The sequence below is a fragment of the Paenibacillus sp. FSL R7-0313 genome, from assembly GCF_037969885.1.
Taxonomy (GTDB): Bacteria; Bacillota; Bacilli; order Paenibacillales; family Paenibacillaceae; genus Paenibacillus.
The window spans coordinates 4,002,707-4,023,754 of sequence record NZ_CP150219.1 but is presented as its reverse complement, the minus strand read 5'-3'; the positions used below and the strand labels follow the sequence as shown (position 1 = coordinate 4,023,754).

The 21,048-nt window shown below is 44.8% G+C and carries 22 protein-coding genes and 1 other annotated feature; of the genes, 12 read left to right on the top strand and 10 right to left on the bottom strand.

Annotated features, from left to right (window positions below):
- The first annotated feature begins 251 nt into the window (after positions 1-251).
- The 4 genes from NSQ38_RS17705 to NSQ38_RS17690 all read left to right on the top strand — a co-directional run bounded on the left by NSQ38_RS17705 (position 252) and on the right by NSQ38_RS17690 (position 2,454).
- Positions 252-827: a carbonic anhydrase gene (locus tag NSQ38_RS17705; protein ID WP_062835011.1), complete on the top strand. Its 576-nt coding sequence runs from the start codon at positions 252-254 to the stop codon at positions 825-827.
- A gap of 174 nt (positions 828-1,001) precedes the next feature.
- The gene (locus tag NSQ38_RS17700) at positions 1,002-1,568 is read left to right on the top strand and encodes a PadR family transcriptional regulator (protein WP_036613540.1); all 567 of its coding nucleotides are present in this window, start codon (positions 1,002-1,004) and stop codon (positions 1,566-1,568) included.
- 98 nt (positions 1,569-1,666) lie between these two features.
- A complete protein-coding gene (locus tag NSQ38_RS17695) occupies positions 1,667-2,170 on the top strand; it encodes a hypothetical protein (RefSeq protein WP_091029269.1) in 504 nt (167 codons plus the stop codon).
- Between the two features lie 5 nt (positions 2,171-2,175).
- On the top strand, positions 2,176-2,454 hold the full coding sequence (locus NSQ38_RS17690; RefSeq protein WP_017687903.1) for a YxcD family protein: 279 nt from the start codon (positions 2,176-2,178) through the stop codon (positions 2,452-2,454).
- Positions 2,455-2,612: 158 nt separating this feature from the next.
- On the opposite strand, the gene tyrS is transcribed toward NSQ38_RS17690, so the two are convergent.
- From tyrS to NSQ38_RS17650, 8 genes are all read right to left on the bottom strand, one after another.
- The gene (gene tyrS / locus NSQ38_RS17685) at positions 2,613-3,875 is read right to left on the bottom strand and encodes a tyrosine--tRNA ligase (RefSeq protein WP_091011938.1); all 1,263 of its coding nucleotides are present in this window, start codon (positions 3,873-3,875) and stop codon (positions 2,613-2,615) included.
- Positions 3,876-3,991: 116 nt separating this feature from the next.
- Positions 3,992-4,219, bottom strand: a binding site (T-box leader).
- 99 nt (positions 4,220-4,318) lie between these two features.
- Positions 4,319-4,768: a DUF4375 domain-containing protein gene (locus NSQ38_RS17680; protein WP_339783223.1), complete on the bottom strand. Its 450-nt coding sequence runs from the start codon at positions 4,766-4,768 to the stop codon at positions 4,319-4,321.
- A 20-nt stretch (positions 4,769-4,788) separates the two neighbouring features.
- Entirely contained in the window at positions 4,789-5,232 is a 444-nt protein-coding gene (locus NSQ38_RS17675) for an Imm63 family immunity protein (protein ID WP_339783221.1), read from the bottom strand.
- Positions 5,233-5,323: 91 nt separating this feature from the next.
- Positions 5,324-6,793: a YdiU family protein gene (locus NSQ38_RS17670; protein WP_339783219.1), complete on the bottom strand. Its 1,470-nt coding sequence runs from the start codon at positions 6,791-6,793 to the stop codon at positions 5,324-5,326.
- Positions 6,794-7,093: 300 nt separating this feature from the next.
- On the bottom strand, positions 7,094-8,410 hold the full coding sequence (locus NSQ38_RS17665) for a nucleobase:cation symporter-2 family protein (RefSeq protein WP_339783217.1): 1,317 nt from the start codon (positions 8,408-8,410) through the stop codon (positions 7,094-7,096).
- 241 nt (positions 8,411-8,651) lie between these two features.
- Positions 8,652-9,431, bottom strand: coding sequence for an NRDE family protein (locus NSQ38_RS17660; protein ID WP_339783215.1), 780 nt, complete (start codon positions 9,429-9,431; stop codon positions 8,652-8,654).
- A 46-nt stretch (positions 9,432-9,477) separates the two neighbouring features.
- Complete coding sequence (locus tag NSQ38_RS17655; RefSeq protein WP_339783213.1) at positions 9,478-9,777, bottom strand: Dabb family protein; 300 nt, start codon at positions 9,775-9,777, stop codon at positions 9,478-9,480.
- 55 nt (positions 9,778-9,832) lie between these two features.
- Positions 9,833-10,414 (bottom strand): TetR/AcrR family transcriptional regulator, encoded by a 582-nt coding sequence (locus NSQ38_RS17650; protein WP_339783211.1) that lies wholly within the window; start codon positions 10,412-10,414, stop codon positions 9,833-9,835.
- Positions 10,415-10,637: 223 nt separating this feature from the next.
- Between NSQ38_RS17650 and NSQ38_RS17645 the strand changes: the two genes are divergently transcribed.
- The 3 genes from NSQ38_RS17645 (at position 10,638) to NSQ38_RS17635 (ending at position 13,758) form a co-directional block, all read left to right on the top strand.
- Entirely contained in the window at positions 10,638-11,753 is a 1,116-nt protein-coding gene (locus NSQ38_RS17645; protein WP_339783209.1) for an NADH:flavin oxidoreductase, read from the top strand.
- 227 nt (positions 11,754-11,980) lie between these two features.
- Positions 11,981-12,832, top strand: coding sequence for an AraC family transcriptional regulator (locus NSQ38_RS17640; protein ID WP_339783207.1), 852 nt, complete (start codon positions 11,981-11,983; stop codon positions 12,830-12,832).
- Positions 12,829-13,758, top strand: coding sequence for a DMT family transporter (locus NSQ38_RS17635; protein ID WP_339783205.1), 930 nt, complete (start codon positions 12,829-12,831; stop codon positions 13,756-13,758). The genes NSQ38_RS17640 and NSQ38_RS17635 overlap by 4 nt, the downstream gene beginning before the upstream one ends.
- A gap of 70 nt (positions 13,759-13,828) precedes the next feature.
- Here the strand turns inward: NSQ38_RS17635 and NSQ38_RS17630 are convergent, their stop codons facing one another.
- Positions 13,829-14,530, bottom strand: a complete 702-nt coding sequence (locus NSQ38_RS17630; protein WP_339783202.1) for a pseudouridine synthase — start codon at positions 14,528-14,530, stop codon at positions 13,829-13,831.
- Positions 14,531-14,734: 204 nt separating this feature from the next.
- Here NSQ38_RS17630 and NSQ38_RS17625 point away from each other — a divergent pair, with 204 nt between their 5' ends.
- The 5 genes from NSQ38_RS17625 (at position 14,735) to NSQ38_RS17605 (ending at position 20,380) form a co-directional block, all read left to right on the top strand.
- Positions 14,735-15,367, top strand: coding sequence for a DUF1963 domain-containing protein (locus NSQ38_RS17625; RefSeq protein ID WP_339783201.1), 633 nt, complete (start codon positions 14,735-14,737; stop codon positions 15,365-15,367).
- 341 nt (positions 15,368-15,708) lie between these two features.
- Entirely contained in the window at positions 15,709-16,917 is a 1,209-nt protein-coding gene (locus NSQ38_RS17620) for an MFS transporter (protein ID WP_339783200.1), read from the top strand.
- Between the two features lie 90 nt (positions 16,918-17,007).
- The gene (locus NSQ38_RS17615) at positions 17,008-18,246 is read left to right on the top strand and encodes an aspartate aminotransferase family protein (protein WP_339783198.1); all 1,239 of its coding nucleotides are present in this window, start codon (positions 17,008-17,010) and stop codon (positions 18,244-18,246) included.
- A gap of 275 nt (positions 18,247-18,521) precedes the next feature.
- Positions 18,522-19,571: an alcohol dehydrogenase catalytic domain-containing protein gene (locus NSQ38_RS17610; protein WP_339783196.1), complete on the top strand. Its 1,050-nt coding sequence runs from the start codon at positions 18,522-18,524 to the stop codon at positions 19,569-19,571.
- 71 nt (positions 19,572-19,642) lie between these two features.
- Positions 19,643-20,380 carry an HAD family hydrolase gene (locus NSQ38_RS17605; protein ID WP_339783194.1) on the top strand — a complete coding sequence of 246 codons (738 nt, stop codon included), beginning with the start codon at positions 19,643-19,645 and terminating at the stop codon, positions 20,378-20,380.
- Positions 20,381-20,524: 144 nt separating this feature from the next.
- Here NSQ38_RS17605 and NSQ38_RS17600 read toward each other — a convergent pair whose 3' ends face one another.
- Positions 20,525-20,707 carry a YjfB family protein gene (locus NSQ38_RS17600; RefSeq protein ID WP_017687882.1) on the bottom strand — a complete coding sequence of 61 codons (183 nt, stop codon included), beginning with the start codon at positions 20,705-20,707 and terminating at the stop codon, positions 20,525-20,527.
- Between the last annotated feature and the right edge of the window lie 341 nt (positions 20,708-21,048).

Below are 21,048 nucleotides of genomic sequence, written 5' to 3'. Positions count from 1 at the left end.
CTCCTAAAGATACGTGTTCAAAAAGTCTGGTTTTCATTACCGAGAAGATAGAAATGGCGCTCAACTTCGATGCTGATGATGCCCTCAGGCATCATTTGTAATCAAAAGTGGACTTTTTGAACAACCTCTAAAGGGTTGGAGTAATGCCATCTGCTGACCGTGAAATACTATTAAAGCAAAGGCGCGTAGGACAAGCTGCATCATATGCAAGTGGCCGTGCTCGTCGTATTGGATAACAGGAGGCAATGGACATGAACAACATTCAAGAGATTTTGGCTTACAACAAATCATTTGTCGAGACCAAAGAATACGAAAAGTATACGGCTGGCAAGTTTCCAACCAAAAAGATGGTTATCATCACTTGTATGGATACACGTCTGGTGGAAATGCTGCCCAAGGCCATGAACCTGAAAAACGGTGATGTGAAAATCATCAAAAACGCAGGCGCAATTATCTCTCAGCCTTTCGGGAGTGTAATGCGTAGTGTACTTGTCGCCATCTATGAACTGGGTGCAGATGAAGTCCTGGTAGTTGGACATACGGAATGTGGCATGGCTTCCCTTCACGCTGAGACCATGATTGGACATATGGTAGAGCGTGGTGTATCAGAAGAAGTCATGACTACTCTGGAGAATTCGGGCATCCGTTTGCAAAAATGGTTGCGTGGGTTTGACAGCGTCGAAGAAGGGGTAAAACATACTGTGGAAGTGATCAAGAAGCATCCTTTACTTCCTCCCAATGTACCCGTCCACGGCATGGTTATCGATTCTGCTACAGGTGAGCTTGATCTTGTCGCTGAGGGGTATGGACAACAGGCATCTCTCTAAATGGTTTGGAGTGCGGACCTTATGGTTCGCACTTTTTTTTGTCTAAATTAAGGCAGTTGTTCTGTCAGGTTGTCAAACCATACAGTTTCAGTGTACACTTTTTATGAAAGCGGTCAAAGAAAGTAAAAACGATTGTTCTCTCTGACCTAGCCCTAATATTAAGGAGACATGTGCATGAACATACTTTCCTACGGATTGCTCGGGCTGCTTACCCGCGAGGAGTCATCGGGCTATGATCTGATGCTGAAGATCCAGCCGCATTGGCAGGCGAAACACAGCCAGATCTACCCACTCCTGTCCAAGATGGAAAACGATGAGTTATTGGCCTCCCGCTGGGTACAACAGTCTGACAAACCGGACAAGAAAATGTACGCAGTTACGGAAAAAGGCATTGAAAAGCTCTTGGAATGGATGATTACTCCTGTTACCGCACCGGTTACACGCGATGAATTTAATTTGCGTATTTTGTGTGTTGGCATAGCGGAAGACGGAAGCATGAGACGCATTCTTAACGAGCGTAAAAGCTGGTTTATGGAACGCATACGTTATTTCGAGGATCTGAAGTCACGTATACCTCAGGATAATCTTCGTGTAGGCAACCGAGATTTTGGAAGCTACATCCTGGTACAAAAAGGGTTAATGCACGCACAAACTGGCCTGGAATGGTGTCATTGGGTTACCCAATTGCTTGATGGCCAAGCTGCAATTCAAGACCCAAGTCCTAGCGTTTCAGAAATTTAATAAAATTTGAAACGTTCCTGCAAGTTGACCGTATTACATGAGTAAGGCCCATTTTTGGGCGATTCAAACAAATTAAACGGGGGGTTACGATCTTTACAATGAAGAAAAAATTCGGAGTTAAACATCTAATGATGGTATTTATGGCCTTTACATTATTGTTCGCAACAGTGGGAGTAACAAATCCGGATTCTGCGGATGCAAGACGTGGTGGCGGATTCAAATCCGGTACAAAAAGTTATACCAACACTCCTAAGAAATCCGACTCCAACAACAACGTGAATCAATCCAATTCCGGTAATAACTCCGGTACTGGTGCAGCTGCAACCCGTGGTGGTGGATTCTTTGGCGGTGGCGGTGGCTTCATGAAAGGCATGATGCTTGGTGGTCTTGCTGGTATGATGTTCGGCGGACTGTTCGGTGGCATGGGCGCCCTTGGTAACATCCTTGGATTGCTCGTGAACGTTGCAGCAATCATGTTGATTGTTATGCTGGCTATGGCACTCTTCAGAGCCATCTCCAATCGTCGCAAACCTGCAGCGGATGGTCGTTATGACCGTCGCAATGATCGTGATGATGACCGTAACAGAAACGGACGGTACTAATCTCTATGGTTCTGAGCATGGATGAAATTGTGAATGCAATCTGTATTCATATGGCAGAACGTAAGGGTGTACGTCCAACCGATGTGAATGTAGAACTGAGCTGGGAAGAAGATACAGGTTATTCCGCTGAAGTTTGGATCCAAGGACGCAGTCAATATCTGGTCGAGTCCAATATGATTGAAGCGATTCTTCGTTACCTGCACAGTGAATACAACATCCGGGCGTATCGTGAGAATGTACGACTTGATCTGGATGAAGAAATCACAGCGATCGTTAATCAATAAACTATAGGTCAAGCAATGACCTGTTATACTAAAGACCGTCTCCCTTCTGTCGCCTGACAGAGATGGAAGACGGTCTTTTTGTTTCTGTATTTGTATCTTTATTTGTGTGTCTATTTTAGTCTCTATACGTGCCTGTGTTACGTACTATTTCTTGGAAACTACGATTGAAGTTTGACCAAGCTGTAGTTCTTCTTACCTTTACGGATAATGATGAATTTACCGCCAATGGCATGCTCTGCCGAGACTGTAAATTCAAGCTCTGTGATTTTCTCACCGTTCATGGAGATTGCGCCTTTAGTGACATCCTCACGCGCCTGGCGTTTGGATGGCTCCAGCCCCAGATCTACGAGCCAGTCGACGATATTTTTCGCTTCGCCGTCCGTTTCGAATGTTGGCATTTCCTTGAAGCCCTGTTCGATTTCATCAGCTGTCAGGGAACGGATATCACCACTGAACAGCGCCGCTGTAATTCGTTTAGCCTGTTCGAGCATTTCTTCGCCGTGAACAAATTTTGTCATTTCTTCCGCGAGTGCTTTCTGTGCTTCACGTCTATGCGGCTCTGTCTCTACCTTTTCAGCCAAAGCTTCAATTTCTTCTTTGCTCAGGAAGGTAAAGTATTTCAAGTATTTGATCACATCACGGTCATCTGTATTTGCCCAGAACTGGTAGAACTCAAATGGTGTCGTTTTGTTTGGATCAAGCCAGATTGCGCCACCAGCTGTTTTACCAAATTTCGTACCGTCGGATTTGAGCATGAGCGGAATGGTCAGACCGTACGCCTTCGCTTCAGATCCTTCTTTTTTACGAATCAGATCAAGACCACTCGTGATATTCCCCCATTGATCAGAACCGCCGATTTGAAGCTGTACATCTTCATTTTGGAACAGGTGCAGGTAGTCGAGAGATTGAAGGATCTGGTATGAAAACTCGGTGAACGAGATTCCGCCTTCCAGTCTGCTCGCAACTACATCCTTAGCAAGCATCGTGTTGAGGTTAAAGTTTTTGCCGTAGTCACGTAAGAATTCAATGACATTGATTTTGTGTGTCCAATCGTAGTTGTTCACCATGCGAACCTGATTATCACCGTCTGTTACGAACAACTTCTTCATCTGCGCTGTCAGTGCATCCACATTCTCCTGCACTTGCTCCATCGTTTGCAGAGAACGCTCTGCCTGACGACCACTTGGGTCACCAATCGTGCCTGTAGCTCCACCAATCAAAATAACCGGACGATGTCCTGCCAGTTGAAACCTTTTCAGCATCATGAAGGGAATGAGATGTCCGATATGCATGCTATCCCCCGTAGGGTCAACGCCGCAGTACAAAGAAACGGATTTCGTTTCAGTCAATTCACGTAGTCCCTCTGCATCCGTCTGCTGGTTAATGGCGTCACGCCACTGTAGTTCATCAATAATATTCATTCGTATAACCCCTTTTCTATCCTCAAGATTCAGTCATGATCTACGTTAAATTACGAAATTACACGCTGGAACGGCTTTTTTGGACACAAAAAAATCGCCTCCTTGTCTTCATTAGACACAGGGACGATTATCATAACCGTGGTACCACCCAAATTGCATGGACAACACGTGAGCTTAACACGTTATCCATACCACTTTTGGCAATATATCGTTTGCCCATCCGCTTGGCATTACCCAAGTACTCCAGAGTGTAATTCGCAGCCCTTGTATGTATCAGGTTCCATCAACCCCTGACTTTCTGTAACAGGGACAAAGCCGCTACTGCGCTCTATCAACGTGATTCATGTATTCAATTTATAGCAAGTATAGCCGAACGTTCCAGTCATTGCAAGACCAAGTATGCAATCTTTGAACAGAACAACGGATGCATAATTGAAACCAGATTATATAATCATCATGTTCAATTTTCCGTGATAATAACCATAAGCTTTCTCCGCAATCTGATCCTCATTATTCCAAAATTTCTGATCCAGCGCATCTAACTGGTCCTCTTGTTCCTTGGTCAGTAATTTAGGAATGTCCCACAGTTCAGTAAGCCTTTCATCCTCTTTCAGATGCTCCATGCAGCCGTATGCTGACGTTATAATCTCCACGACTTGAGTCGCACCAATGGTATGTAATGCCCGCAACGCGTAACGGTATACCTCTTCCCCCCAGTTACAGAAAAACTGAATAAAACCGCCATTAAAGACATCCGCCTCTAATAGCCATAAAGCAGCAATATCCTGCTCGTTCGAAGTCAACGAAGCCCAGCCCTGTTCAGATTTATTCTTTTTTTCGACAAATAACACAGCATAGTCATACCATACATCATTAATATCTTGCTCGCTCACGTAACACACCTCATTTTTATTTATTTCATGCCCTCTAACTCCTGACGTTTACCCGTCAGATACCAATGTAAATACGGATCACCGATCTGCTGGAAGGCTTCCTGAACACCCATATTTAGCTCCTTCATCACTTCATTTGTGTAGTTCAAATGCGTCTGTTTATTATCCACGCCATATCTTTCCAACAACCCTACATGCGTCGCGGTGAAAATAATATCCTCCAGCATCCAATAGATGACTTCATCTGACTGTTTCACCCGTTTCTCTAACGTGACAAGACCACGTTCGTAGATTCGAACGATATACGCATCTTCTCCATTCTCTACATAGGGCACACCATCGCATTTAAAGGTCTCAAACAAGCGGTTAACATAGTTCTGCATCTGTTCCCTACGGAGAGACGTACGCTCTAAAAGCTGTATAACGATGTCTGCCAATTGTTGTTTGCTTAACATGTTGGACATAAATGCACCTGCCTATATAAAAGTAACATCGATGACAGAATGAAAAAATGAAAAAGCTGCCGAAGGCAGCCTCTTCTTCCGTATTGTTCAATCAGGTCCCACAAAAAGTTTGGTACGAAGTATTGCATTGTGCAGGTAGTTCGGCATATTCAGCCTGCTCAGGTGAGTGCGCGAACGGATCTGAAAGAACTGCCAAAAGCTTCTCCATCACGCTAAGATCTCCATGATTCTCTGCTCGCTCAAGCGCTTCTTCGACCCGATGATTGCGGGGAATGACAGCTGGATTGCTTGTTCTCATCAACTGCTTAGAGACTTCATTCTCCCCCTGCTGTCTGTCCAATCTCGCTTGCCACCGCTCATGCCATTCAGCAAATTCCGGCGTGCCAAACAAAGCTGTTCCTTCCAATATATCAAAGGTCAAAGCCAGGAACGTATTGGTGTAATCTGCACTATGCTTCTCCATGAGTTCAAGAAGCTCCTTGATCAAGGCCTCATCTTCGGCCTCTTCATCCAACAAGCCCAATTTGGCACGCATCCCCTTGAGCCAGTGATGATGGTACAATTCAGAAAATTGTGCGATAGCATCCTGCGCGAGTTGCACCGCCTGTTCTTCATCTTCATGCAACAACGGCAGAAGTGTCTCGGCAAATCGAGCCAAATTCCATCCTGCTATATACGGTTGATTGCCATAAGCATAGCGGCCTTGTCTGTCAATGGAGCTAAATACGGTCGAAGGATTGTACGCATCCATAAAAGCGCATGGACCATAATCGATGGTCTCACCACTAATAGCCATGTTATCCGTGTTCATCACGCCATGAATGAATCCAACATGCTGCCACTGGGCAATGAGAGCCGCTTGCCGCTTAATCACTTCCTGAAGGAGTAGAAGATAACGGTTTTTGGCCTGAGCAACCTCAGGAAAATGTCGATTCAACGTGTAATCAGCCAACGCCTGAAGATCGTCGATAGACCCCCATCTAGCTGCATACTGGAAGGTTGCTACCCGAATATGACTGGAAGCCACCCGGGTCAATATGGCCCCAGGCCGCTCTGTTTCGCGGATAATGTTTTCTCCTGTCGATACCACCGCCAGACTGCGTGTCGTTGGAATACCTAGTGAATACATCGCTTCACTAATAATATATTCTCGCAACATGGGCCCTACAGCAGCACGTCCATCTCCTCCACGAGAGTAGGGTGTTCTCCCTGAACCTTTCAGCTGGATATCCACTCGCTCGCCCTGTGGCGTAATCTGTTCTCCCAGCAGCAAAGCCCGTCCATCACCAAGCATGTTAAAATTGCCGAATTGATGTCCTGCGTAGGCTTGAGCTAAGGGCTCGGCCCCTTCTGGAATCAGGTTACCTGCAAAAATTTGCGCTCCTTCATCACTGTCAAGAGACTCCACATCCAGTCCCAAGCTGGATGCAAGCAGTCTATTAAAAATGATTAGCTTTGGTGATTCAACAGGCACTGCGCCCTGACTTGTAAAAAAGGGTTGCGGTAACTGCGCATAACTATTGTCCAAATTCCATCCTTTGTTCGATGTCTCTTGTTGCATGGTGCTCACAACTCCTTTTCTGTACCCAGGGGATATCCCTTGGTTTTATTTTAGCCTTGTGAAGCAATGCTCATTTATGTAGTCGCATGGAAATTCAATGTAGGGAACATATAAATGTTCTTGATGAAACTTTAGCATATTTGCATGCCTTTTGCATTCCTCATGAATCGTAAGCACAAAAAAAAATCCAAGAGGTTTCTTTGCAAGTGGAGTCATTGTCTTTCATTCCACTTCCCAGAAAACCATCTTGGATCTATTCCGCTTACTTACTACCAGATGACTCGTCTGTTATTACAAGGATTACGTGTGTGCTTCCTGAGCCTGTACAGGCTGTACTGGCAAGCTCTCTTTTTTCCAAGCGAGGTTAAAGAAGACATTAAGCAGGATTGCTGACAGGCTTCCCGTGATAATACCATCGCTAACAATAATCCGAATACTTTGAGGAAGCTGGGCAAACAGGTCGGGTACAGCAGTAACACCGAGCCCAAGTGAAACGGAGCAAGCCACGATCAATAGATTGGATTGTTTGCCAAAGTCGACGTTTTGCAGCATTTTGATACCGGATGAGACGACCATTCCAAACAGGACAACAGTTGCTCCTCCGAGGACAGCACTTGGAATAATGGTTGCAAAAGCAGCAACCTTCGGAATGAGTCCCAGAAAGACCAGTATACCTCCGGCTGCAACAACAACATTGGTCGTTTTCACTTTGGAGAGCTGAACCAAACCAACATTCTGTGCAAATGTATTGTATGGAAAAGCATTAAATATGCCGCCAAGGACAAACGCAAGACCTTCCGCGCGATATCCCCGTGCCAGATCTTTTTCGTTGATCGGTTGATCACAAATTTTGCTCAAAGCCATAAATACACCTGTTGATTCGATGATAACCACCGTACCTACAATAATCATTGTAATGATTGGACCAATTTCGAAGGTAGGCCATCCGAAGTAAAAGGGTTGAGGTAAATGGAACCAGGAGGCTTCCTGTACAGTGGCAAAATTCACTTTTCCCATGATAGCTGCGATGAGGGTCCCCACAATAATACCAAGGAGAACAGCCAGGGATTTAACAAACCCGCGAGCATATCGATTCAGGATTAGAATAAAAAGTAATACGCCAAATGAAAGCGCCAGATTATCCAAACTTCCGAAATTCTCGCTGTTTGCTCCACCCGCCATGTTTTTAATGCCGGTTGGGATTAACGCAAGACCGATGATGGTTACCACTGTACCGATCACAACGGGCGGAAACAATTTGACGATTTTGCTGAAAAACACGGCAAAGATGACGATAAATAAACCCGCTGCAATGATCGACCCATATATGGCAGGAATTCCGTATTGCGATCCAATCGCAATCATCGGTGTCACCGCTACAAAAGAACTTCCGAGCACCGCTGGCAATCCAATACCCAAGTACTTCCCTTTCCGAGCCTGAAGCCATGTTGCAATCCCACACGTTAACAGGTCAATGGATACCAGATACGCCAACTGCTCTGCAGTCAGATTTAGTGCTCTGCCCACAAGCAAAGGCACCAGAATTGCTCCCGCATACATCGCGAGTACGTGCTGAATCCCCAGTGAAAAAACTCTCATCTTTTTGGTTTCTTTCATCCCACGTTGCCCCCCTGAAATTAGAATCAACCGAACCACTGCAAAATCATGTTATGTTGATTCACATTATATAAACTATTCAGGGAAGTTCTATGATTCATAACATAGAATTGTGATAAGAGATAAAGAGCCCAACTAAAATTGGGCGTGTTATACAAAAGGTACTCTCATACCGTTTATGTCGCGTTATATAAGTTGACACATTAATGCATAATGTCAGAACATCACTTGTTTCATATTCTCAGCTTGTCCAGTTGAGAGGCTTGATGTTAAAACGTTGTTCCATTACCTCTCCGTTCTGGTGAACCATCTCCGTGAAAAACACTTCATCTCTGTTCATCAGAACAACGGATGAAGCTCTGGTCCCATAGTCGAATTTCTCACTTCTAACAAAGATTGGAGAAAGCAAACGCTCCCATTCCAATGGAACACCTGTATGGGGGAGAAGCTCATCCACTGAAGGGTCTGCCATTTGCAGCAAACCTAATATTTGTTCTGTCAGGGTATCTTCGTCTTCCCCTTGGATGATTTTCTCCAGCCCTTCTTTCCCACGTCTCACCTTGGGCCAATCTGTATTAATCAAGTGATTACTAATCCCGTATATTCCCGGTTTCAACTTCATCACGACAGTACCCACATTAGAATAATAATAGAGGTCGTCAGGATCACCCACTAACAAATTGTAGCCAGGATAATCATTGCGACTTCTCTCCGCATGTTGTATATATTGCTCAGGTGTGGACGTTCCTTTTAAAAAGTCAGCAACCAGATCTCCTCTTGAGCCCCTGGCCTGTACCTCTTCATTCGGATCACGATAATTCGTAACAGCAGCCAGACGTCCACCTGTGGTTACGCCCATCCAGGTTCCCATTTTCGACAAATCCCTGCCCGCTAATATATGAGGATGATCTTCCCAATAGTGTGCTTGAGCCGTAGGTCTGTGATAGAATTCATCCCTATTTGATCCCAGAATAAGCGGATACTTTGGATGCATGTTGTATGCAAATAAAATTAAACACATGGGAATCTTCAACTCCTATATTCGTTAACCCTCTGATATCGTGGCTTTATATCGCATAATCAACTACAATGACATCTTCCACCCAACCATCGAGGGAAGCTACAAATGCCTGATGAGCAGGATGGGGACCATAGGCGCGCAATGCCTCCTGATCTTCAAACGTCACTCTCAATCCAATCGTGTAACCTTGGATACGGTCCGTTTCTTCAGTTGCATTGATCCCTGCGGTCAGCGTGACAATTCCAGGGATTTGTTCCTGTAACGCGAGCAATTGAGCCACCCATTCCTGTTGTTTGGTTAGTGTGGTTTTATCGTTAAATTTAAAAACAACCAAATGTTCAAACATCTTGTTATTCCTCCTATGTCCATTCGAATAGTAAATGAAATTTCGTGAAATGAAGTTAATTCAACAATTCCAATCCGCCCATCATATAGGGGACCACTCTGTTGGCTAATTCAGCCGGGGATTCCTGTCCGCCCTCAATATTCCAACGATATGTCATTCCATAGATGGACCAGCTTAGCATGGTTGCCGTAATTTTCAGCGTTTTGGGATCTACATCCCCCGCTACTTTGCTCATTAATTCAAGAAGGAATTGCTCCAGCTGTGTCTTGATATTTTCTTCAATAATTGGTGCAACCGTCTCATATTTTTTAATGCATCCATTACTTGAGACGTGATAGTCACATAATGAAAATATAAGTTGCTGTATGGTTTCGGCTGATAACCGGGCATCCGAGTCCACCCTTTTCGTTACATATTCCATAAAAGCATCCGATAACAAGGCTTCAAGCAGTGCATATTTATCCTGAAAATGGGCGTAGAAAGTAGCTCTGTTAATTGTAGCTTGTTCCGTGATGTTTTGAATCGTAATGCTGTTGAAATTTTTAAGATTCAATTGGTTTAAAAACGCATCAAGAATTAATTGACGCGTGCGGATTACACGCGGATCATTCGAGTTTGGAGACAATACACCAGACATGCCCCAATCCTCCTTTGTACACAAAATATTTGGTTAGACTCCTTCATTATAGATAAGTGTTATTTGTTCAACAAGTGAAAGTAAGTGCAAAGACACCATACAATAATCCGTGTCTTTCGCTTAAGCAACAAAATGCTCCGATTGTTGGTTGAGCATGCCTATAGACCTTGTTAACATTGCACTCGTACCCACTGAGAGGTACAACATAATGGAGGTGTATATTTTGAGTAATCCACAATATAACATTATTTCTACAGAGCGTTTGTTTCAACCATACACTGTTTCAAAGCTAACCCTGTCCTCACGCATCGTCATGTCCCCCATGGCTCGTGCTTTTTCCCCGGACGGTGTCCCTGGCCCAGACGTAGCCGCATATTATCGTCGACGTGCCGAGCATGGTGTTGGACTCATTATTACCGAAGGTGCGACCATTGAGCATCCATCTGCATCAAGTGAGCCTAGAATCCCTCATATGTATGGAGAAGCAGCTCTTCAAGGCTGGGCTGAAGTGGTCAGACAAGTTCATGATGCTGGCGGCAAAATCTTCCCTCAGATTTTACACATGGGAATCGTTCGTCCTTCAGGATCTGACCCACACCCGGAAGCTGCATCACTGAGTCCATCGGGAGTTGACATGGGAGGTACTCAAGTAGGTGCACCCATGACGGAGGCAGAGATTGCAACTGTGATTCAAGCCTATGCAGATGCAGCAGCCAATGCGCAAAGTATTGGTTTTGACGGAATTGAACTTCACGGTGCACACGGTTTTCTAATCGATCAGTTTTTCTGGAAAACGACGAATAGGAGAACGGACCGCTATGGTGGTGACCTTCAGAAACGAACTCAATTCGCGGTTGAACTTGTCATGGCAGTGCGTGCTGCGGTAGGTCCTGATTTTCCTATTGCGATGCGAATTTCCCAATGGAAGATGAATGATTATCAAGCCAGACTGTTCGATACACCGGAAGAACTGGAACAATTCCTTCGTTTGTTAGTTGACGCAGGTGTAGATATCTTCCACTGCTCAACACGACGCTTCTGGGAGCCCGAGTTCGAAGGATCTGATCTAGGATTTGCAGGGTGGGTACGGAAGCTAAGTGGTCAAACCACGATAACGGTCGGTTCTGTAGGTATGGCGGATGAGCCTGAAGCAGAAGGCAGTGAAGTAAAACATCCGGGTATGAGCGAACTTATGAAGCGATATGAGCAACAGGAATTTGATCTGGTGGCTGTTGGACGTGCACTCCTTGGTGATCCGGCGTGGGCTGCCAAAATACGCGAAGGCCGCATATCTGAGATACAGGCTTTTACACCTGAAGCGCTCGCTACGTTACACTAAGAACAATTACTTATTGTTCCAGAGATTTTTTCTCCCCTATATAGTAGGTTTGAACTCATGAATCAACTATACTAAGCAAAGGGCTCGCTTTCCCTCCGGGATTGCGGGTATTTTGTTTTTTGGAGATATCTGTCCGATCAGACACTTCGAGCAATAGCAATATCGTTCAAGAAAATTCCTTCTTTGCAACCTATAATGATCTTAACTTACCAGAAAGAAGGTGCATCATGACTCGGGAAGTCCGGACTGTCGTTTTTGATACCGACTTACAGCTAGAAGCTTATCAATTTGAAGGCATTATGCAGAAGTTTCCCAATCACTTTCATGACTATTACGTCATTGGATTTATTGAGCAAGGCAAGCGTCACCTCGTCTGCAACAACGAAGAATACATTCTGAATAGTGGCGACATGATTGTCTTTAATCCACATGATCCTCATGCCTGCGAACAGGTCGATGGCAGAACCCTCGATTATCGCTGTATCAACGTCCAGCCTGAGGTTATGCGAGAGTATGCAAAAGAGATTACTGGACAAGCATACTTGCCACGGTTCACATCCCCCGTTCTCTATCAGAGTGAACTTGTGGGTTCCCTGCACGAGCTTCATCAGATGATTCTGGAGGAGCAATCGGATTTCTGCAAAGAAGAATTGTTACTCTTTCTGCTGGATCAATTGATGCGAGATTATTCGGATGCTGAACCGCCAATATCCACGCAGGATGTTACCACAGAGATTAGATGCATATGTGATTACATAGAAGCTCATTACATGGAAAGCATCACACTGAACGAGTTAGCCGATCTGACGGAGATGAGTAAGTATCACCTGCTGCGTTTATTCACTCGCCAGAAAGGCATATCACCTTACCGTTACCTGGAAACGATTCGCATTAATCAAGCCAAACGTCTGCTGGAACAAGGCCTGCTTCCCATTGAAGTAGCCGCACAGACAGGATTCAGTGACCAGAGCCATTTCACGAATTTTTTTAAAAAACTGATCGGGCTGACGCCGAAGCAATACAGACGTATCTTCAACCATGATACGGAGTTGAAACGAACCATCGATAACCTCGTATGACGAGTCATCATAACACCAATGCCGCTACCGGACATTTGCTCGCCTTATTTACCATATTGATCTGGGGAACTACATTTGTCTCGACAAAGGTCTTGTTGATTGATTTCACTCCTGTAGAAATTTTATTTTTTCGCTTTCTGATCGGGTACTTGGTACTTGTACTGATCTATCCGCGTTCACTGCGGACCACCTCATTCAGAGAAGAATGGTTATTTATCGGAGCAGGACTATGTGGAGTGACACTATATTTTCTCATTGAAAATATTGCGCTGCTGTACACAACCGCTTCCAACGTGGGTGTTATTGTCTCCATCGCTCCGTTCTTCACTGCCGTGCTCGCCAATTTCTTCCTGGATGGTGAGAAGTTAACTCGCCGTTTTCTTATCGGATTTGGGATTGCCTTGAGCGGCATCCTACTCATCGCACTGAATGGCAGTTTCGTTCTGCAACTGAATCCCGCAGGTGATCTGCTTGCTTTTATAGCACCTGCGGTATGGGCGATCTACTCTGTGTTAATGCGTAAAATTGGCCAGCTTCGCTATCACACCATTGGTGCGACCCGCAAAGTATTCTTCTATGGCCTGATCTTCATACTGCCAGCTCTTTTCCTATTTGAATTCCATTGGGAACTCGGGCGCTTCACAAGTATGACCAACCTTTCTAATTTTCTCTATCTCGGTCTAGGTGCTTCCGCGTTGTGTTTCGTGACCTGGAACCGGGCTGTCAATCTTCTCGGAGCTATCCAAACGAGTGTATATATTTATCTCGTGCCTGTCATTACAGTCGTGTCATCTGCACTGATTCTTCATGAGCAGATAACCTGGGTGATTGTGCTTGGTGCGTTCTTAACCCTATTCGGCTCTTACATTTCAGAGCGCAAAGGACACAAGCTTAACAACAAAAACACTAATCCGCATAGGGGTTAGTGTTTGCTTCATTTTTTACTGATAAAACTGGATATCGTGGTTGGCCACGGTTGACATGCGCAGAAGTCATTCATTTTATCTCATTTAATTGAGACAGCAGAATCTCCAGTTCCTCTTGCTCCAGATGACGCCATTGCCCCCGCTCCAGTTGATCCAGCGTAATATTCATAATTCGGATGCGCTCAAGCTTCAACACTCGGTACCCCAAGGCTTTGCACATTCTACGGATCTGCAGGTTGAGCCCCTGTGTCAGAATAATACGAAATACATTGTCACTTTGCCTATACACTTCGCAGGGCTTGGTCACCACGTCCAGAATTTCAACGCCCTTAGACATGGACTTTACAAATTCATCTGTTATGGGTTTGTCTACAGTCACTACATATTCTTTATCATGATTATGCTCCGAACGCATCATCTTGTTCACAATGCCTCCATCATTTGTAAGCAAAATCAACCCCTCAGATGCCTTATCCAGCCTGCCTATCGCAAATATGCGAGAAGGATAGTTCATATATTGAATGATATTCCCTTCCACATGTGCTGCTGCTGTGCAGACAATACCGATGGGTTTATTCAGAGCAATATAGACAGGTTCGCTGTCATTACGAGGAATCTCCTTGCCATCAATAAGGACCACATCATGAGGTTCAACTTCGGCTCCTTTTTCACAAACCCTGCCATTGATCGTTATGCGTCCAGCTGCAATTAATCGGTTCGTTTCCCTGCGGGAGCAGAATCCCGTTTCACTTATGTATTTGTTAATTAACATGTGTCACCACTTCTCATCTATAGTATTTCTGGTGGTTCATTGAATTAATGATACGTTTATTTACTTCAAGCAAGAGTTAGTACCTTGTACTGATTCTCATTCCATATAATCTCATTTATACTGAAACGAAGCAATGAATGGTTATATGAAAACATATATAACGCTACATAGGAAAGCCAAAATACACGCTGGAGGGAGTTTCTCATGTACAAAGTTACTCGATTTACAGTTGACCCCGATGCTCCAAACCAAGACTCTGGCATGTGGATTGGTGGAGAAATGGCATACGTTGCAGACTGGCCGCTCAACCCTGATGGGCAGCCCTTATTACATCTGTTCTCCATCAATTGTAATATACTTTCACAGCAGGTCCACATCCCTTCTTTACCACAAGATAAATATATCTCGGTCTTCTCGACCTACTCCGCCTCCGAATATTTTCTGGATCAGGTAACCTATACGGGGGATGAGCTGGAATGGAACGAGAATATTCTCGCCGGATGTACTTATGTCTCGGTATCTTCACATCCACTAACTTCTGTATGTCCTGTTCCAGCCATTCCGTTAAGCGGCGTACGTTTGATTGAAATGGAGTTAGACGATCAGGCATTCCCTGCATTTTCATTTTTCTCTTCCACTTTACCAAACGGTGTGAAAGGAATTGACCATTTGCTGGAGGAACATCAACTGGTATGTCAAATATATTCCGGAGATTTTCCTGATCCTTATCGCGATATATTGGGTCTTCCTGATGCAAACGGTTATTTATTTTTGCGAAGAGGTCCCGCGTCTGCTCACGCACCATTCGATGGAATTTTCTTTGTACAGACTGCTTAACAGCGATACGTTGAGATCAGTTATCATCATATAAACGGCTAATCAGAACGTTTCCCGTCTACCTAGACAGGGAACGTTTTTTTTATATGCACGTTTTACTATTCTCGATCAATACAGATGCCAAACCCTGTTAAAAGGTCATATGAAATAAATCATATCTACCCTTTCGACACGAAATCGTTTTAGAAAAAACTTAGCACGAGAAATATTTCTCTTCATAAAAATTTAACATTATTTTACAACAAAAAGCATGTACATTTGCACATTTATGGTATAAGTTATATATGAAATAAACATTAATTACATAATATAAAATTTTTATCCAACTAGGAGGCGGGCTTTTGAAAAGAATATTCGCTCTAAGCTGCGGTTTTTATCTGTTAATCGGCATAACCAGCGTTGTGCTCGGTGCACTTCTCCCTGTTTTATTGTCACATTATGAGCGCGGTTACAGTGATGGCGGATTTTTGTTATTTCTGCAGTTTCTTGGATTTCTTGTCGGTGTACTTGTAGCTCCTGCCCTGACAGCCCGTATCGGAAGAAAAGCGATGCTGACCCTTGCCCTGATCTGTATTGTAGCCGCCTATACATTACTCGGTTTTCTGCCATCCTGGTCTGTAGTTCTTCTTCTCACGATTATCGTAGGTTTCGGTTCAGGTATCATCGAACCCTCCGTAGGTGCATTCACAATCGAATTCACTGAGAATCAAAAGGCGGTCGCCATGTCCAAACTGGATGTCTTCTTTGCTCTTGGAGCACTTCTCATCCCGGCTGTCGCTGCTTTATTCATCTGGATGGATCTGTGGCATCTTACTTTTTATACGGTGGCCGTGTTGTCACTGGTTCTTATGCTGCTGTGGATCACTATGCCCCGGCCAGCCGCACTGTATCTGGAACAGGCTGGCGAGAATACAGTGGCACATAGAGCAGGCAAAGCCCAATATTCGAGAAAACATCTAGGTCTGCTGACGATATTTGTCATTTTCTTTTTCATCTACATGGGATTGGAACTGGGATTGATGAACTTCCTGCCCTCCATTCTCGTAGAACGATTGCACCTTCAGGAATCTGTCGCATCGCTGAGTGTCTCCATCCTATGGATTGCGATGATCATCGGTCGTCTTTTCTCCGGAAAAATAGCGGAAGCCGTCAACTATATGCCTTTCCTGATCTGGAGTACGGTTGGCACGCTTTTGTTTACGGTCGCTATGATATTTGTAACTGGACAGTGGGCAACGTATGTGCTCATCTTCGGAACCGGTCTGTTCATGTCAGGGCTGTTCTGTATCGCACTGGTCTACGCAAATGTTCTGATTCCCGGTATGACCGAGCGGACAACCAGTATCCTGATCGCATCGGGTGGTATTGGAGGTGCCATCTTGCAGTATGTGACTGGATGGAGTATGAGTACAGGGCCTGTCGTGAATACGATCTGGATTTTGGCCGGATTCTGTCTGATCCTGCTGCTCACATTGATGATCTCTCATCTATGGACTGTAAAAAATAATGCAGTACGTACTGCTCTCGCACAACATAGCAAGGAAATGTAAACATCGTTTCTTAAGGGAGGTGATGCCCGCATCATCCGGGATTGTTGAGCTTCGTTCGAGTTAGTACACCATTATATTGGAGGAAATCGTATGCAAACTTTAACCAACAACCGCTTCATAGCCGGAAAAGGGATTAAGTTGATTGACGATTCAGGTGTTGAATACCTGGATGGCGTGTCGGGCACGTTCAATCTGTCACTGGGCTATAATCACCCACATGTTGTCAGCAAAATTCAGGAACAAGTCGGCAATCTGACGCATATGTCTTCCTCCTTCACCGAACCGTACGTCAATGAAGTGCTTGATCACTTAATCGAATATGCTCCAAACGACATTAATGCCGGATGGATGCGGGATATCACTGGTTCAACTGCCAACGAATGTGCAACCAAAATTGCACAGAAGTATACCGAATCAACAGACATCATCAGCCTGTATCTGTCCCATCATGGGCAGACCCAATTTGCCACCGGGATTTCGGGGAATGCCTTCCGGCGGAAACGGTTCCCCAATTCGGCTGTGGCTAACGCTGTCCATGTACCTGCCCCATACTGTTATCGCTGCCCATTTAAATCCTCAAATGGAGACTGCGGCTATCAATGCGTTGAAGCTATATCTGATGCGATAGAATATGCAAGTTCCGGCTCAGTCGCATGCATGATTATCGAACCCATTCTTGGAAATGGCGGCAACATCATCCCTCCCGCCGGATATTTCAAACGTCTGCGTAAACTGTGTGATGAGTACAATATTATTCTTATTGCTGACGAAGTGCAGACAGGCATCGGTCGTACCGGAACCATGTTCGCCAGCGAACTGTTTGATATCCAGCCTGATATGATTACCCTTGCAAAAGGTCTTGGCGGGATCGGTGTACCTGTTGCTGCGGTATTAATGCAATCCCGGCTGATTGTGCTCGAAAAGCACGAACACTCCTTTACCTCAGGAAGCAATCTGATCTCCGTAACCGCTGCCAAATCCACCTTGGAAGTGGTATCCGAACCCGGGTTTCTGGATGCCGTAAAACGCAAAGGTGAAATTCTGGGTGAATTGCTGCATGAATTGGCTATGAAATACCCAAGTATCGGTGAAGCTCGTGGTGTCGGGTTAATGTGGGGGTTAGAGATCGTAGGTGACAGTAATGAACCAGATACGCTCAAAACCAATGCCATTGTTGACCGTGCTTTTACAGATGAGCATCTAATCTTGAGAAGTTCAAGATATGGCTTCGGTAACGTTGTTAAGGTCCGGCCTTCCCTTACCACAACCGAAGACGAACTGGTAGAGATCGTGGAGCGACTGGATTCGGTGCTTGCCAGCGTTAATTAAAACATTTCAATGCAACTGTTCGAAGTGGTCGTTTCGGTTACGAATCGTTCTTATGATCGCTGTTATCCACGGATTTTCTTGATTTTCCTTTCCCAAGGGAAAAATCCGTTGATAGCGTATGCTTCCGAAGCAGCTTTCTTTCAGAAAGCTTTTAGGCTAACGCTTCGCTTCTCCAGAATCGATTTCGTCCCCTTCACTACTTTCGTATCTTGTCAAAAACTGTTTAAGATGAATCGCTATTTTTATATTTTATATAATTACAAGGAGGTTATATCATGCTTGCATTGGTATACAAATCGGCTTGGGATGTGGCGCTTGAGGAACGGCCTGTTCCAGAAATCATGAGAGATAATCAAGTGTTGGTTCGTATTCGAGCAACTGGTGTATGCGGTACCGATCTCGGTATTGTCAGCGGCAAATATCATGCGGTCCCTTCTGTCATTCTCGGTCATGAGTCTGCCGGGGAAGTCATTGCTGTTGGCTCTGCGGTAACGACATTACAACCGGGCGACCGTGTTGTGATCGACCCTACCTACTATTGCGGACAATGTGACATGTGCAGAACAGGCAGACAAAATCATTGCACACATAAGTCTGTTACCGAGACAGGTGTGAGTGCTGACGGAACATTTACAGATTATTATGTGACCGAGGATCGTTTTTTGTACAAATTGAAGGATCATGTGAGATATGAAGAAGCAACTTTGACGGAACCGCTCAGTTGTATGCTGACGGGGATTAATCAGATTCATTTATTGCCGAATTTCAGAACGATCATCCTCGGCGCAGGCCCGATTGGCATTCTGTACAGCTACGCGCTCGCTTCTAAAGGGGTCACCGGCTGTCTGGTCGACATCTCCGAAGAACGCTTAGCCATTGCCGGTTCCATTGCACCTGATCGTTGGGAAGTTCATTCATCCTTCGAAAATGCAATAGAATCACTGTCACCCGCAACCCATCAGGTCGATATGATTGTTGATACAACGGGCGTTGTGGGCACACAAGTGCTCTCCCAGCTCGCCAGCGGCGGTTACCTGATGCTGGTTGGTCTGAGAGATGGAAACACATCCTTCAATCCCAAGGAAGTTGTGGACCGTAGTCTAAAAATTATTGGTTCCATCGATTCTCTGGGCACATTTGCAACCGCACATTATATGATTGAACAAGGGATTATTCCGGCTAAAAAAATCATCACCCACTCCTTCCCGTTGGAGGATTACGAAGAGGCTTTCCGCACACTTGGCTGCGATATTCAGGGACGCACACTTCAAGCCTCCTCACATGCTATTAAAGTAGTGTTGCAATCCAGTGGTTCCAGTTTCTAAAGTGGAACGTTAACCATGAATGGGTTAGATTAGAGATATATGTTTACACAATCCTGGAGGAGGAATACAGCATGGCAGCAAACAAAGAGTCTGACGGACTGGGAACGCCCAATGATGACATCATCCAAGCAGTCATTTTTGACATGGATGGTGTACTGATTGACAGCGAACCGATTTATTTCGAGATTGAGCGCAGCTCTTTTACCCATTTTGGAGCCAGGGTGACGGAAGAAGAACATCATACCTATGTTGGAGTTACGCTGGAATCCATGTGGCAGCAAGTATTGGACAAACATCAACTGACAGCTACGCTGGAAGAAGTATTTGCTTATCATCAGCATAATGTGATGCAAACCATGCTTGCCCATTCGAATCTCATAGCAATGCCTTCCGTGGAACGCTGGTTAAGCTGGCTGCATGAGCAACACGTACCCATAGCCGTTGCTTCTTCCTCTCCACGTGCACTGATTGATCTGATCATGGACAAAACCGGACTTGGACAATACTTTGAGGTGCGAATGACAGGTGAGGAAGTTACAAACGGCAAGCCAGCACCAGATATTTTCCTGACCACCGCTGAGATGATTGGTGCATCCCCTTCGAATTGTCTGGTGATCGAGGACTCGCGCAATGGTGTTCAGGCCGCCAAAAGTGCAGGCATGCGCTGCATCGGATATCGTAATCCGGGATCAGGCAATCAGGACTTGTCCAAAGCCGATCTTCAGATTTCCAGTTACGATGAGTTATGGACATTGAAGGACACACTGCCCTTTGAAGGCAGATTGCCAAGTTTGGCAAAGTTTCGCTGAGAAGATCGTAATAAAAAGATCGTAATTTTGGAATGAGTATTTAGAAAAAAACAACCCAAACGGCTTCAATTCATTCGAATTGGAGCTGTTTGGGTTTTGCTTGCTGCAATGGGTGTTACATGAGGACACATGCTGTAATTTCAACTAAACCGAAAGATCAAGACTTCCACCCAGATTGGGATGAGGAGCAGGCACTGACTTCAACATTTCCGCCATCTGCTGGCCTTGCTGCTGTGCCATGTCTTTTGTAATCGACATCACTTGCAAGCTTGCCGACTGCACTACTGAAGCTTGGCTCATCGCCATTGATAATGCTGCAATATCCATGTTCTGCACTCCTTTCACTTTCTCATTACATAGATGTACTTATTATATATCGGTCAGAAGGGAGGAATTGTTAAAAGGTCGATCAAAATGTATACGGAAATGCATTCCATTCAATCATAACCACCCTCAGCTTCAGGCAGTTCCTTTGCATCATTAATGGAGCATAAAAAGGGGATGCCATAAGTCATGAGCATGACTGAGGACATCCCTTATTAACGTTATTTTGTTCTAATGAACCTGGCACACGCTATTCGCTCTGATTTGCACAAGTCTATGGTGTAACGAATCACAGAGACGTTATTTCGTCGATTGGGTCGTTTTTTAGGTTCTGACACCCTGAT

What these genes read in the sequence shown, in the direction of transcription:
- tyrS (WP_091011938.1), bottom strand. Translation starts at nt 3,875, where the DNA reads ATGAATATTATTGATGAACTACAGTGGCGTGACGCCATTAACCAGCAG.
- NSQ38_RS17675 (WP_339783221.1), bottom strand. Translation starts at nt 5,232, where the DNA reads ATGTCCAACATGTTAAGCAAACAACAATTGGCAGACATCGTTATACAG.
- NSQ38_RS17610 (WP_339783196.1), top strand. Translation starts at nt 18,522, where the DNA reads ATGCTTGCATTGGTATACAAATCGGCTTGGGATGTGGCGCTTGAGGAA.
- NSQ38_RS17605 (WP_339783194.1), top strand. Translation starts at nt 19,643, where the DNA reads ATGGCAGCAAACAAAGAGTCTGACGGACTGGGAACGCCCAATGATGAC.
- NSQ38_RS17700 (WP_036613540.1), top strand. Translation starts at nt 1,002, where the DNA reads ATGAACATACTTTCCTACGGATTGCTCGGGCTGCTTACCCGCGAGGAG.
- NSQ38_RS17640 (WP_339783207.1), top strand. Translation starts at nt 11,981, where the DNA reads ATGACTCGGGAAGTCCGGACTGTCGTTTTTGATACCGACTTACAGCTA.
- NSQ38_RS17660 (WP_339783215.1), bottom strand. Translation starts at nt 9,431, where the DNA reads ATGTGTTTAATTTTATTTGCATACAACATGCATCCAAAGTATCCGCTT.
- NSQ38_RS17635 (WP_339783205.1), top strand. Translation starts at nt 12,829, where the DNA reads ATGACGAGTCATCATAACACCAATGCCGCTACCGGACATTTGCTCGCC.
- NSQ38_RS17695 (WP_091029269.1), top strand. Translation starts at nt 1,667, where the DNA reads ATGAAGAAAAAATTCGGAGTTAAACATCTAATGATGGTATTTATGGCC.
- NSQ38_RS17690 (WP_017687903.1), top strand. Translation starts at nt 2,176, where the DNA reads ATGGTTCTGAGCATGGATGAAATTGTGAATGCAATCTGTATTCATATG.
- NSQ38_RS17625 (WP_339783201.1), top strand. Translation starts at nt 14,735, where the DNA reads ATGTACAAAGTTACTCGATTTACAGTTGACCCCGATGCTCCAAACCAA.
- NSQ38_RS17630 (WP_339783202.1), bottom strand. Translation starts at nt 14,530, where the DNA reads ATGTTAATTAACAAATACATAAGTGAAACGGGATTCTGCTCCCGCAGG.
- NSQ38_RS17665 (WP_339783217.1), bottom strand. Translation starts at nt 8,410, where the DNA reads ATGAAAGAAACCAAAAAGATGAGAGTTTTTTCACTGGGGATTCAGCAC.
- NSQ38_RS17600 (WP_017687882.1), bottom strand. Translation starts at nt 20,707, where the DNA reads ATGGATATTGCAGCATTATCAATGGCGATGAGCCAAGCTTCAGTAGTG.
- NSQ38_RS17670 (WP_339783219.1), bottom strand. Translation starts at nt 6,793, where the DNA reads ATGCAACAAGAGACATCGAACAAAGGATGGAATTTGGACAATAGTTAT.
- NSQ38_RS17705 (WP_062835011.1), top strand. Translation starts at nt 252, where the DNA reads ATGAACAACATTCAAGAGATTTTGGCTTACAACAAATCATTTGTCGAG.
- NSQ38_RS17650 (WP_339783211.1), bottom strand. Translation starts at nt 10,414, where the DNA reads ATGTCTGGTGTATTGTCTCCAAACTCGAATGATCCGCGTGTAATCCGC.
- NSQ38_RS17655 (WP_339783213.1), bottom strand. Translation starts at nt 9,777, where the DNA reads ATGTTTGAACATTTGGTTGTTTTTAAATTTAACGATAAAACCACACTA.
- NSQ38_RS17615 (WP_339783198.1), top strand. Translation starts at nt 17,008, where the DNA reads ATGCAAACTTTAACCAACAACCGCTTCATAGCCGGAAAAGGGATTAAG.